Source organism: Mycobacterium basiliense, from assembly GCF_900292015.1.
Taxonomy (GTDB): domain Bacteria; phylum Actinomycetota; class Actinomycetes; order Mycobacteriales; family Mycobacteriaceae; genus Mycobacterium; species Mycobacterium basiliense.
In genome coordinates this window covers 1,679,638-1,692,736 of sequence record NZ_LR130759.1, presented here as the reverse complement: position 1 = coordinate 1,692,736, position 13,099 = coordinate 1,679,638, and the positions used below count along the sequence as shown (strand labels likewise).

General features: G+C 69.5%; 9 protein-coding genes. 2 read left to right on the top strand and 7 right to left on the bottom strand.

Annotation, left to right across the window (positions count from 1 at the left end; genetic code table 11):
* Positions 1–46: 46 nt before the first annotated feature.
* The 3 genes from MB901379_RS07260 to MB901379_RS07250 form a co-directional block, all read right to left on the bottom strand.
* Positions 47–475, bottom strand: coding sequence for a tautomerase family protein (locus MB901379_RS07260; RefSeq protein WP_158015997.1), 429 nt, complete (start codon positions 473–475; stop codon positions 47–49).
* An 11-nt stretch (positions 476–486) separates the two neighbouring features.
* Positions 487–2,571: an NAD-dependent DNA ligase LigA gene (ligA, locus tag MB901379_RS07255; protein WP_158015996.1), complete on the bottom strand. Its 2,085-nt coding sequence runs from the start codon at positions 2,569–2,571 to the stop codon at positions 487–489.
* 93 nt (positions 2,572–2,664) lie between these two features.
* Complete coding sequence (locus MB901379_RS07250) at positions 2,665–3,711, bottom strand: uroporphyrinogen decarboxylase/cobalamine-independent methonine synthase family protein (protein ID WP_197717870.1); 1,047 nt, start codon at positions 3,709–3,711, stop codon at positions 2,665–2,667.
* A 95-nt stretch (positions 3,712–3,806) separates the two neighbouring features.
* On the opposite strand from MB901379_RS07250, the gene MB901379_RS07245 reads away from it, so the two are divergent.
* Positions 3,807–4,436 (top strand): sensor domain-containing protein, encoded by a 630-nt coding sequence (locus MB901379_RS07245; protein WP_158015994.1) that lies wholly within the window; start codon positions 3,807–3,809, stop codon positions 4,434–4,436.
* Here the strand turns inward: MB901379_RS07245 and mnmA are convergent.
* From mnmA to MB901379_RS07225, 4 genes are all read right to left on the bottom strand, one after another.
* Positions 4,433–5,527: a tRNA 2-thiouridine(34) synthase MnmA gene (gene mnmA / locus MB901379_RS07240; RefSeq protein ID WP_158015993.1), complete on the bottom strand. Its 1,095-nt coding sequence runs from the start codon at positions 5,525–5,527 to the stop codon at positions 4,433–4,435. The genes MB901379_RS07245 and mnmA overlap by 4 nt on opposite strands.
* Positions 5,524–6,705: a cysteine desulfurase family protein gene (locus tag MB901379_RS07235; RefSeq protein ID WP_158015992.1), complete on the bottom strand. Its 1,182-nt coding sequence runs from the start codon at positions 6,703–6,705 to the stop codon at positions 5,524–5,526. Before MB901379_RS07235 ends, mnmA begins: the two co-directional genes overlap by 4 nt.
* 114 nt (positions 6,706–6,819) lie before the next feature.
* Entirely contained in the window at positions 6,820–7,755 is a 936-nt protein-coding gene (locus tag MB901379_RS07230) for a lysophospholipid acyltransferase family protein (protein ID WP_158019017.1), read from the bottom strand.
* Between the two features lie 8 nt (positions 7,756–7,763).
* Positions 7,764–8,615 (bottom strand): GNAT family N-acetyltransferase, encoded by an 852-nt coding sequence (locus MB901379_RS07225; protein ID WP_158015991.1) that lies wholly within the window; start codon positions 8,613–8,615, stop codon positions 7,764–7,766.
* A 504-nt stretch (positions 8,616–9,119) separates the two neighbouring features.
* On the opposite strand from MB901379_RS07225, the gene MB901379_RS07220 reads away from it, so the two are divergent.
* Positions 9,120–13,058 (top strand): PE family protein, encoded by a 3,939-nt coding sequence (locus MB901379_RS07220; RefSeq protein ID WP_158015990.1) that lies wholly within the window; start codon positions 9,120–9,122, stop codon positions 13,056–13,058.
* Positions 13,059–13,099: the final 41 nt, after the last annotated feature.

Sequence of the window (13,099 nt, the reverse complement as noted above, 5' to 3'; positions counted from 1 at the left end):
GGCCGAATACCATTCGACCACAATTGCTTTCATCGTCAACTTTCTCCTACTGGCTGGCGAGCAGCTTGCCGAGCACCTGCTGGTTGCGTTGCAGCCACTCGGCCTCCTCACCGGGGGCCGGCATGATCAACCCGGCCTCCATCACCGACGTGGAGTCAACCTCATTGAGGCCGATCAACAGCGAGCGAGGGTCCTCGCCGGTGATCGCCACCCAAGATTGCGACAGCTCGGTAAGCAGCCGAGCGCGCGTCTGGCGATCTCTGCCGGCGCGAATGGTCCCACTGATGACCGAACAGCTGTTGGGTCTACCCCCGGTGAAGTAGGCCGTCGGGTCGTATTCGACAAACACGACGTGAACAAATCCGCGAGGCGCACCCGTGACGGTGCAATGGATTTCGGTGATCGCATCGGCCAGCGTGGCACGGGTGTCAGCGCTGAGCGATCCTTGCGGGACGAAGCATTGATAGAACGGCATTCATTACTATTTCACGCTGGCTGCTCGGTGTCAGGGGGTCCTTCGGTCAGCAGCTTTGCAAACCCGTCCTCATCGAGGATTGGTACCCCCAGCTCAACGGCCTTGTCGTACTTCGATCCCGGCGAGTCGCCCGCGACGACGTAGGACGTCTTCTTCGAGACCGAACCAGCGGCCTTGCCGCCACGCGCGACAATGGCCTCCTTGGCCTCGTCCCGGGAAAACCCGGTCAACGAGCCGGTGACCACCACGGTCAACCCGGCGAGGTTGCGCGGCACGCTCTCGTCACGGTCGTCGGCCATCCGCACCCCAGCCGCCCGCCAGTTGTCCACGATCTCGCGGTGCCAGTCGACGGTGAACCACTCCGAAACCGCCGAGGCAATGGTGGGTCCCACACCCTCCACGGCGGCGAGCTGCTCGGTGGACGCTTCGGCGATAGCGTCCAGCCTGCCGAATTCGGTGGCCAGCGCGCGGGCCGCGGTCGGCCCGACGTGCCGGATGGACAACGCCACCAGCACGCGCCACAGCGGCGCGGTCTTTGCCTTGTCGAGGTTGGCCAGCAACCGTTTACCGTTGGCCGACAGGTCGCCGGCCTTGGTGCGGAACAGGTCGGTGCGCAAGAGGTCGTCTTCGGTGAGCGTGAACAGGTCGCCCTCGCTGGCGATCACTCCGGCTTGCAGCAGCGCGACCGCCGCTTCATATCCCAGCACCTCGATGTCCAGGGCACTTCGGCTGGCAACGTGAAACACTCGCTCTCGCAACTGGGCCGGACAGCGCTGGGCGTTGGGACAACGAATGTCGGCGTCGCCTTCCTTCTCCGGCGCCAACGGGGTGCCGCATTCGGGACATGTTGTGGGCATGACGAATTCGTGTTCGGAGCGATCGCGCAGGTCGACCACGGGGCCCAACACCTCAGGGATTACGTCGCCGGCCTTGCGGATCACCACGGTGTCTCCGATCAGCACACCTTTGCGCTTGACCTCAGCGGCGTTGTGCAGGGTGGCCTGGCTCACCGTCGACCCGGCCACCTTGACCGGGGTCATGAATGCAAATGGGGTAATCCGTCCGGTGCGCCCAACGTTCACCTTGATGTCGAGCAGCTTGGTCTGCGCTTCCTCGGGCGGATACTTGTACGCGATGGCCCAGCGCGGTGCCCGCGAGGTGGAGCCGAGCCTGCGCTGTAGGGCGACGTCGTCGATCTTGATAACCACGCCGTCGATTTCGTGGTCCACCTCATGGCGATGCTCGCCCCAAAAGTCGATGCGTTCCTGCACGGCTGACATGTCGTCGACCAACCTGGTGTGCACGGACACCGGCAAGCCCCAGGTTCGCAACGCCAGGTAGGCCTCGTGCAAGCTGACCGGGCGAAAACCCTCGCTATGACCCAGCCCATGGCAAATCATCCGCAGCCGCCGACGGGCGGTGACCGCCGGGTCTTTCTGGCGCAACGACCCCGCCGCGCTGTTTCGCGGGTTGGCAAACGGTGCCTTGCCCTCTTCCACCAGGCTGGCGTTGAGCGCCTGAAAATCGGCCACCCGAAAAAACACCTCACCGCGGACTTCGAGCACGGCGGGCATCGGGTACTCGTCACTGAGGTGTAGCCGTTCGGGGACGTCCTCGATGGTGCGGGCATTGAGGGTCACATCCTCGCCGGTGCGTCCATCTCCCCGCGTCGACGCACGACTCAGCCGGCCCTCCCGGTAGACCAACGACAACGCCACGCCATCGATCTTGAGCTCACACAAATACCGTGCCGCGTCGCCGACCTCGGCATGGATGCGGTTGGCCCAGGCGCCGAGTTCATCGGCGCTGAATGCGTTGTCGAGGCTGAGCATTCTCTCCAGATGGTCAACCGGCTGGAAGTCTGTCGCGAATCCGGCGCCGCCGACCAACTGCGTGGGCGAGTCCGGGCTGCGCAGCTCGGGATATTGCGCTTCGAGCGCTTCGAGATTGCGCAGCAGCTTGTCGAATTCCGCGTCGGTGACGGTGGGCGCGTTTCGCACGTAGTAGCGGAATTGGTGTTCACGTACCTTCTCGGCCAGTTCCTGCCACTGCCGCAACACATCAGGCGGTGTGGGGTCAGCTTCGGGTGAACTCACTCTGGCAGGCTAGCTGAGCACCATGAGCGTCCAGATTGCCGTGGGGTTGTCCGCTGCGCTCGAACACGACCGGGGCGGTAATCTGTGCGCATTTCAGCGGTCCGGGTCTTCGGCGAGCAGCTTTGCGGCTTTGCAAGCCAGCCCGATTGCGCCCCGCGCCCAGCGCGGCGTCGCGGATGCCAGCCCGCATACCGGTGTCACCCAGATGCGGTCCACCAGCTGCCCTCGGGAAAAGCCAAGGCGATCGGTCACCGCCACCACGTCGGCAGCGATCTCTTCGGCCGACGGCTGCCGCTCCGGCGCGCTGGCCGGGACGACCCCGAGCCCAATGCCGCGGCCGGAGTCGACGAACGCCGCCATCTGGTCCAAATCCGCGGCGCGCAGCGTGTGGGCATCCACCGCGACTGCTCTCATGCCGCTGCGTCGCAACAGATCCCATGGCAACTCCGCCGCGCAGCTATGCAGCAGCACGTCGGCGCCGGCCCTCTCGACGCAGGTCTCAAGCAACGCACCGGCCACCGCCTCGTCCAGGGCGGCGACCGGGCTCAGCGCGCTCACCCCGGTCAACCGTCCACCCAACGCATCCGGCAGCAAGGGCTCGTCGAACTGCACCACCACCGGTGTATCGAGCCGCCGGGCCAGGGCCGCGCGGTGAACGGCGACACCTTCGGCCAACGAGGCGGCCAGGTCACGCACGGCACCGAGGTCGGTGATTGCCCGGTGGCCATTGGCCAGCTCCAAGCCAGCCGCCAGCGTGATTGGCCCGCATGCCTGTACTTTGACCAGCCGCCCCCCACCACGAAGACCTGCCTTCTCCCATGCCTCTTCCAGGGCATCCATGTCCTCGTTGAGCATGCTGACGGCTCGGCGGGTCACCGCGCCGGGCCGGGAGACCACCCGGTAGCCGCGCGGCACCGTGTCAACGGCCAGATCGATCAGCAGTGCGCCGGTCCGCCCGATCATGTCGGCCCCCACGCCTCGGGCGGGCAGCTCGACAAGATGCGCCACGGCGTCCGCAAGCTCGCCGACAACGATCTCGGCGGCCGACCGCGCTGCGGTGCCGGGCCAGGATCCTATGCCGGTGGCATTGACGAATGGCGAGACAAATGGCGAAGCGACAGGTGGCGCGAAAACACTCACCCGCCAACCGTATTGGACATCACATCGGGACTGCTTCACCAGGGGTGTTTCCAGGTGGGCTGCGGGGGTAGGTTGCAACCACAGAAGGGTGACAGATGGCGATGCGGATCCGGCGACTGCTGGTGTGTTGCGCGATGCTGCTGACAGCGGGGTGTACGCGAGTGGTGGATGGCGAAGCGCTACCCGCGTTCGGACGTTCCCCCCTCGGCATGCTCGACGCCAACTCGCTGCTGTTGGATCAGTCGCGCATGCGCGCGATCACCGGTGCCGGCGAGAACCTGACCATCGTGCCCGCCATGGACGGTAGCTATCCGGTCGACATCGACGACCTCGCCGAGACCGCACCGCACCCATGCCGGTTCGTCTTTGCCGAAACTGCAACCTTCGGTCCGGATATCGAGGCGTTTCACAAGACCACCTTCCAGGATCCTCCGGATCGCAGCCTGATCTCCGAGGCCGCCGCGGTCTATCGGGACGCCGAGACCGCCCGGCGCGCCTTTGACGCCCTGGTGGCCACGGTGGACAGTTGCGCAGACACCTCAACCGGCTGGCTGTTCATCGACACCTGGCAGGCCGACGACGATTCGCTACAAATCCGGCCCGGTGACTGCGGTCGCGACTACCGGGTGGTTTCGGTCGCCCTGCTAGAAGTCACCTTCTGCGGGTTTCCGGAATCGGTCTCCGACATCGTCTTGACGAATATCGCCGCCAACGTGCCGGGCTAGGGCACCGCGGGCGAGCGGGCCGACGCGCTGGCGATGGTGGCGCTGCCTAATACCTCGTCACCGGCCGGATCCGGGCGGTACATCACCAGGGTCTGACCACGGGCCACACCGCGCAGCGGGGCATGCAACTGTACTAAAAGCTCCTCACCAACCAATTCCGCTACCGCGCTAGCGATTTCGCCGTGCGCACGTACCTGGACGGCGCATTCGATCCGAGCCGAAGGTGCCACTCCCGAAGTGAAGACGGGTGATCGTCCGGACAATGCGCGCACGTCAAGATCGGCGGCACCACCGACGCGAACCGTCCCGGTGTCCGCATCGATGGCCGTGACGTAGCGCGGGCGACCATCCGGGCCGGGCCCGGGAATACCTAGGCCCTTGCGCTGGCCGATGGTGAAACCGTGCACGCCGTCGTGGGTGGCCAGGATCGCGCCGTCCGCATCGACCACGCTCCCCCGACGAACGCCGATGCGCTCACCGAGAAACGCCTGGGTGTTTCCCGAAGGTATGAAGCAGATGTCGTGGCTGTCCGGCTTGGTGGCCACCGCCAGGCCACGACGGGCCGCCTCGGCCCGGATCAGCGGCTTGGGCGTGTCTCCGATCGGGAACACCGCGTGGCGCAGTTGCTCGGCGGTTAGCACGGCCAGCACATACGACTGGTCCTTGTCGTGGTCGACGGCGCGCCGCAGACGGCCATCGGCTAGCCGGGCATAGTGACCGGTTGCCACCGCGTCAAAGCCCAAGGCTAGCGCTTTGGCCGACAATGCCGAGAATTTGATCCGCTGGTTGCATCGCACACAGGGGTTGGGGGTTTCCCCGCGGGCGTATGAGGACACAAAGTCGTCGATCACGTCCTCGTTGAATTTTTCGGCGAAATCCCACACATAAAACGGAATTCCGAGCACGTCCGCGACGCGACGCGCGTCGCCCGCGTCTTCTTTGGAGCAGCACCCCCGTGAGCCGGTGCGCAACGTACCGGGCGCCTTCGACAGCGCCAGGTGCACACCGACCACGTCGTGCCCGGCGTCAACCATGCGGGCGGCGGCCACCGACGAGTCGACGCCGCCACTCATCGCGGCGAGAACTCTCATCCGGGTGCCCCCATGGCGGCCAGGGCGGCCCGTCGGGCACGCGCGACCGCGTTGGGCAGCACTTGCAGAGCCGAGTCGATATCGGCCTCAACAGTGCTGTGCCCCAGGGAAAGACGCAGCGATCCGCGAGCGCTGGCTGGGTCGGCGCCCATCGCGGTCAACACATGCGACGGCTGGGCCACGCCTGCGGTGCAGGCCGAACCGGTAGAGCATTCGATCCCGTTGGCATCCAACAGCATCAACAACGCATCCCCTTCGCAGCCGCGGAAGGTGAAGTGCGCGTTGCCCGCAAGCCGCAACGGGCCGCGGGCACCGTTGAGACGAACGTCGTCGATCTCGGTGAGCACACCGTCAACCAGACGGTCCCGCATCACTCGCAGCCGAGCGGTGTTGACTTCCAGCCCATCGACCGCGATCTGTACCGCTGTCGCCATTCCGACCGCGCTGGCAACATCGGGGGTGCCGGAGCGAATATCGCGCTCCTGACCGCCTCCGTGCAGTAGCGGCACACAGCTGGCGTCACGCCCTAGCACCAACGCACCCACGCCTGGCGGACCGCCGAACTTGTGCGCGGCCACACTGATCGCCGCCAGCTCGCTGGCGCCGAAGTCGACCGGCAACTGTCCGACTGCCTGAATGGCGTCACTGTGCATCGGGACGCCGAACTCGGTGGCGACGGCGGAGAGTTCGGAGATCGGCATGATGGTGCCGACCTCGTTGTTGGCCCACATCACCGACACCAGCGCGACGTCGTCATGGCTCTGCAGCGCTTCGCGCAGCGCGGCGGCCGACACCGAGCCGTCAGCAGCGGTGGGCAGCCAAGTGACCTGGGCACCTTCGTGTTCGACGAGCCAATTGACCGAATCCAACACGGCATGGTGCTCCACCGCGGTGGTGACGATGCGCCGGCGGCCTGGCTCCGCGTCACGGCGGGCCCAGTAGATTCCTTTTACAGCCAGATTGTCGCTCTCGGTGCCGCCCGCGGTGAAGAGCACCTCTGATGGACGCGCGCCCAATTTGTCCGCGATCAGCTCACGGGATTCCTCGATTCGGCGGCGCGCCGTTCTGCCGCTGGTGTGCAGCGACGACGCGTTGCCGACCGTGCCGAGCACGGCCATCATCGCCTCGACGGCGGCGGGGTGCGTCGGGGTGGTGGCGGCGTGATCGAGGTAGACCATGACCCGCCAAGGATACCGGCCAGCTCAGCGACCCCAAACTTGCAAGCAGGGCCGGTCCGGCCGACGAGTTGTTGCCCGGGGTCGGCGGCATCCGGGTCGCGGACCCCTGGGCGCCTAGACCGCCACCGGGTAACCGTGACCCCGGTGCGGCGTGCGGTCCGCCGGGGAGCCCGCCTGCACGGCGGTTTGACAGCGGCCGGCCAGGGTTCGCCGATCGGTACCGGGCAGCTGCAACGATTCGACGTGGACCCGCGCGATGGTACGGCGCACGCGGAGCAACCGGCGGATCGACCGCCACAACGTATCGTCGCCGACGTAGGCGGGAGCCGTCGATACGCTGCCGTCGACGTGGTGATAGGTCAATCGCAGCGGCTGCACGGGCCGGCCGGCATCGATCGCCGCCTGAAACATCGCCGGATAAAAGGGCCCGGGCCCCAAGTGCTGCCCGGGGCTGGCGCCGGCCGCCGCACCGCCGGCGGAGCCCCTGCCTCGAGGCCGCCCAAGACCTGCATCGTCGTGGGCCAGACCGCACCACGTGGTGCCCTCAGGGAAGGCCACCACCGTCTGACCGGCGCGCAGCCGGCGCGCGACGGTGTCCACCACAGCCGGCAACCGCCGCAGGCTCGCCCGCTCGATCGGGATGATCCGCAGGATGCGGGCCACCATCCCGACCACGCCCCCGGTGAACATGTCGGCTCGGGCGACGAAAGATCCCGGCAATACCGAACCGATCGCGAAGACGTCCAACCAGGACATGTGGCTGCTCACCACCAGCACGCCCCGCAGGTTGCGAATCGGACTGCCCGATATCGCGATCCGGACCCCGAAACAGCGCAGCACCAACCGGCAGTAGATCCGCTGTGCCCGCGTCCGGCCCGGCAATGGCATGACCAGCAGTGGCACCCCGGGCGCCAACAGCAGGGCCAACATGACGCGCAGCGCCACCCGCGGCACCACCCTCGGCCCCCGCAACTGCCCAGCGTCGCCGACACCCACGCAGCCGACGCTGCATGATGTGCGCGGCAGCCAGGAGTGCTCGGGTGCGCGCATCGGGCTGTTCACCGGATCTCGCCACCCGCCATGTCCGGGCTCATCGTCGAAGCCGCCGACACCGACCGCAGTCGGCGCAGATACCGGGTATCGGCGTCACGCTTGTCCAGCAGCACACAAAAGTCGCCCACGCCGAAGTCGGGGTCATGGGCGGGCTCACCGCACACGCGCGCACCCAACCGCAGGTAGCCGCGCATCAGCGGCGGAACCGCGGGGCGGGACGGCGGTGGGATGTCCTCGAGGGATCGCCCGTCCACCCGCACCGGCCGGTACGGGCGCACCCGGTAGGGCGCCATGTGGCGAGTGCGCACGAAGTCGCGCACGCCGCGGATCTGGCTTCCCGGTGGATCTGACTCGCCACAGATCGGCACCGACACACAGCCGGTCACATAGTCGTAGCCGTAGCGGTCCAGGTAGGCCAGGATGCCCGCCCACATCAGCAACACCACCCCACCATTGCGGTGACCTTCGCGGACCACGGCACGGCCCATCTCCACCAACGACGGTCGCAGCGGATCCAACGCCCGCACGTCGAACTCCGTCGCGGTATAGAGCCCGCCGGCGGCGATGGCCCCCGCCGGCGGCAGCATCCGGTAGCAGCCGACCAGTTCCTCGGTGTCGTCGTCGCGGACCAGCAGGTGGTCGCAGTATTCGTCGAACGGGTCCACGTCGCGGCAGGCCTCGCCAGTTGTCGGCAGCGCGAAGCCCGGGGTGTTGGTGAACACGTCGTACCGGAGCCGCTGCGCCGCCTCGATCAGGCCGGGATCGGTGGAGAGCAATAACGAATAGTGCGGTCCGCTGGTGGCCCTCGTCGGATCGCGCGGTTTGTCACTTGGAATGAGTACCGAAGCGTTGCTCATGCCAACAACGTGGCGTAATCGGTCAGCGAATTGGCGTCGGCGCTATGACATGTCGGTGCACGTCAGATGACAAAACGTCGCAGCTCGATCACCGCGGTCGCGTGGTGCGCAGAAACCTTGCCGGATCGTGAACAACGATCGAACGCCGCGAAGAATCCCGGAACGGCCCATGTGCGCTAGCTGAATTTGGCATTGAGTTGCGCCCAGCAACAAGCTACGAGGCATTATCCGCCTCGAATGCGGCTGCACGACGCCGCCAAAGACCGGAACCATTTCTCGATTCATACGCCGGCATCCGAATATCCTGTGGCCTCTGCACCTCACCGACCGATCGAACGTTATGTCGTTGTCTCACGGCATAATTCGAGATCCACGCGGGCCTGACGCCGGCCTGCAGCGGCGGGCCGGCGAACAATCCAGAGAAAACAATAAACATAGGGTTGGATTGCCGATACGCTGAGTTTCTGCCTGATGGGCCGACGACAACCGCGTGGGAGGAAAGCGATGTCGTATCTGGTGACAGTCCCAGAAATGCTGGCTTCGGCCGCTACGGATTTGGCGGGCATTGGCTCAGCAATCAACGTGGCCAATGCCGCGGCAGCAGTCCCGACCACAACGCTGGCGGCCGCGGCCGCCGACGAGGTATCGGCGGCGATCGCGGCGGTGCTCGGCACCCATGCCCAGGAGTATCAAAGCCTCAGCGCTCAGATGAGCGCGTTTCATCGACAGTTCGTGCAGACGCTAGCCAACGCGGAAGGTCAGTACGCCGCCGCCGAGGCGGTCAACGCATCGCCGCTGGAAGCCATGCTGGCCCTGATCAACGCGCCCACGCAGGCATTGCTAGGGCGCAAGCTGATCGGCAACGGTGCCGACGGGACGGCTCCCGGCCAAGCCGGCGGGGCGGGCGGGTTGCTGTTTGGCAACGGTGGCAACGGTGCAGCCGGCACAAACCCCGGCGTCACCGGGGGCGCCGGTGGCGCTGCGGGGCTAATCGGCAATGGCGGTATCGGTGGCGCCGGTGGGGCCGGCGCCACCGGCGGTGCCGGCGGGGCCGGCGGGTGGCTCCTTGGCAACGGCGGTGCCGGCGGGGCCGGCGGGTCCGGCCTAGCCGGCGCGCCCGGCTTCAACGGCGGCAATGCCGGGGCCGGCGGCGCAGGTGGTGCCGCCGCGTGGTGGGGCGAAGGCGGAGCCGGCGGGGCCGGCGGAACCGGCGGCGCCGCCGGCGGCATTGACGGAAACAACGTCATCGGCATCTCCGCTGGTAGCGGCGGCAACGGCGGCAGTGGCGGAGCCGGCGGATGGCTGTTCGGCGACGCCGGTTCCGGCGGACAAGGTGGTGCTGGTGGTGACGGAAACGCCAGCGCGCAGGGTCTGTTTGGGGGCAGCGGCGGCACCGGTGGCACCGGAGGTGCGGCCGGACTGTTCGGGGCCGGCGGGCTCGGTGGTGCCGGCGGGGACGGCGGGCTCACCGGGAACGTCGGTGGTGGCGGCAACGGCGGTGGCGGCGGTGACGGTGGCCGGGGTGGGTGGCTCTACGGCAACGCCGGGGCCGGCGGGCACGGCGGAAGCGGCGGCGCCGGCGGCTACATCGACTCCACGGGCAGCTCTGTTCAGACCTACTCCAGCGGTCAGGGGGGCGCCGGGGGCGCCGGGGGCACCGCGGGATTGATCGGCGCCGGCGGCGCCGGTGGAACCGGCGGAACGGGTGGGCTCTTCGGGCTCGACACCACCGGCGCCGGCGGCACCGGTGGTGATGGCGGTAGCGGCGGATGGCTGTTCGGCGACGCTGGGGCCGGCGGTGCGGGCGGGATCGGCGGCGAAGGGCGGCTATTCCTGAGTAGCCACTACGCCCTCGCCGCGGTCGGCGGCGCGGGCGGCTCCGGAGGTAGCGGCGGCGCCGCCGGGCTCTTCGGGACCGGCGGGGTCGGCGGTGCCGGTGGATCCGCCGGGATCGGGGGGATCACAGCAGGCAGCGGGGGTGTCGGCGGCCATGGCGGAGCCGGTGGGCGGCTGTTCGGCAACGCCGGGGATGGCGGACAGGGCGGTGCGGGTGGAGACAGCTACTTCACCTACGGCGACGGCCTTGTGGACTTTGGTGACGTGGGCGGCGCCGGCGGGGCCGGCGGCGGCGGCGGCGCCGCTGGCCTGATCGGTACCGGGGGTGCCGGTGGGACAGGCGGATCCGGCGGGCTCAGCGGAGCCGACAACGGCGGCAGCGGAGGCGCGGGCGGCGCCGGCGGGGCCGGCGGACAGCTGCTCGGTGACGGCGGGGCCGGCGGGCGAGGCGGGGCCGGCGGATCGGGAGTCAACGACACCGACATCGGCTTCGTCGACGGCATCGGCGGCGCCGGCGGGGCCGGCGGCACCGGCGGCACCAGCGGGTGGCTCTACGGAAACGGCGGCGCCGGCGGCAACGGCGGCAGCGGCGGCCTCACCTACTCCGATGGCGTGTCCGGGGGCAACGGCGGAAACGGCGGCGGCGGCGGAGCGGCGCAAATGTTCGGTAGCGGCGGCATCGGCGGGACCGGGGGCGGCGGCGGAGCCGCACCCGGTGCCGCAATCCCAGGCAATGACGGGCTGACTGGGGTCGGCGGCGCCGCGGGCGCGGACGGGGCCCTGTCCGACCAGTCGCTGCTGGGCCGCCCGCTCATCGGTGACGGGGCAGACGCGACATCGCCGGGACAGTCCGGCGGCGCCGGCGGATGGCTCTACGGCAATGGTGGCGACGGCGCGCCCGGCGGTGCCGGCCAGGCCGGTGGCGCCGGCGGCGCGGCGGGATTGATCGGCGACGGCGGCAACGGCGGTGCCGGCGGGGCCGGAGCAGTCGGTGGGGCCGGCGGGGCCGGCGGCTGGCTATTCGGCAATGGCGGAATCGGTGGTGCCGGCGGAGCGGGCGTTGCCGGTGCGTTCGGGTTCAACGGCGGCAACGCCGGTGCCGGCGGCGCCGGCGGAACCGCCGGATGGTGGGGTGCCGGCGGGGCCGGCGGGGCCGGCGGAACCGGCGGAACCGCCGGCGGAATCGACCCGGCCGACCCGGCCGGACTGACCGGTGCCTCCGCCGGCAGCGGCGGCGCCGGCGGTGCCGGCGGCGACGGCGGCTGGGTGGCCGGCGCGGCCGGCGCCGGCGGGCAAGGTGGGTCCGGCGGAAGCGGAAACGCCGCCTCCGGCGGTCTCTTCGGTGGTAGCGGTGGCGCCGGTGGCACCGGTGGCGCTGCGGGTCTGTTCGGCGCCGGTGGCGACGGCGCAGCCGGCGGGGCCGGCGGGATCACCGGGGACTCCAACGGGGGCTCCGGCAACGGCGGCAACGGCGGCGACGGTGGCCGCGGCGGCTGGCTGTACGGCGACGGCGGAACCGGCGGGCAAGGCGGAAGCGGCGGGGCCGGAAACTACACCGCCATCGGCGCCAACACCGTTTCCGGTGCGTTCAGCGGTAGTGGTGGCGCCGGAGGCGCCGGGGGCGCCGCCGGCCTGTTCGGCGCCGGCGGGGCCGGTGCGGTCGGTGGGGCCGGCGGTGTTGCGGGCAATGATGCCACCGGCAACGGCGGCGACGGCGGCAACGGCGGTGCCGGCGGCTGGCTGTACGGCAACGCCGGGGATGGCGGCCAGGGTGGGGTTGGCGGAGACGGGAGCTTCATTTCTGTGTTCGCCGGCAACACGTTTGTGAACAACTCGTTCAACGGGGGCGCCGGCGGTGCCGGGGGCAACGGGGGTGCGGCCGGACTGTTCGGCGTCGGCGGTGACGGCGCCGCCGGCGGGGCCGCCGGGCTCGGCGGATTCGGCGCCGGCGTCGGCGGCCACGGCGGCGACGGCGGAGCCGGCGGACGACTGTTCGGCAACGCCGGGGATGGCGGCCAGGGCGGGGCCGGCGGAGATGGTCGCGTGGTATTCAACGCCAGTTCCATTATCGAGGGCGACTTTGGTGGCAGTGGCGGAGCGGGGGGCAGCGGTGGCGCCGCGGGCCTGTTCGGTTCCGGTGGCGCCGGTGCGGCCGGTGGGGCCGGCGGTCTGAGCGGTTCGTTGAATGCCGGTGCCGGCGGAGCCGGCGGCAACGGCGGCGGCGCTGGGTGGATAGTCGGCAACGGCGGGGCGGGCGGCCACGGCGGTGTGGGCGGTATCGGGGTCAACGACCCCGACGTCGGCCCTCCCTCAGGAATGGGTGGACCGGGCGGCAACGGCGGAGCGGGCGGCGCCAGCGGACGGCTGTATGGCGAGGGCGGCGCCGGCGGAGCGGGCGGCGCCGGCGGCATCACCTACACCCAACGTGTTTCCGGAGGCAATGGCGGCAGCGGTGGCAGCGGCGGGTCCGCCCAGCTGATCGGTAGCGGTGGCGCCGGCGGTGCCGGGGCCACCGGTGGAGCCGCCGCCGCACCGGTCAATCCAGGGAACAGCGGAGAAGACGGGCTCGATGGCGTCGACGGCAAGAGCGGGCTGCGTTACGGCTAACGACGCACCCACAAAATGCAACGGCCCCGCCTACCGCGGGG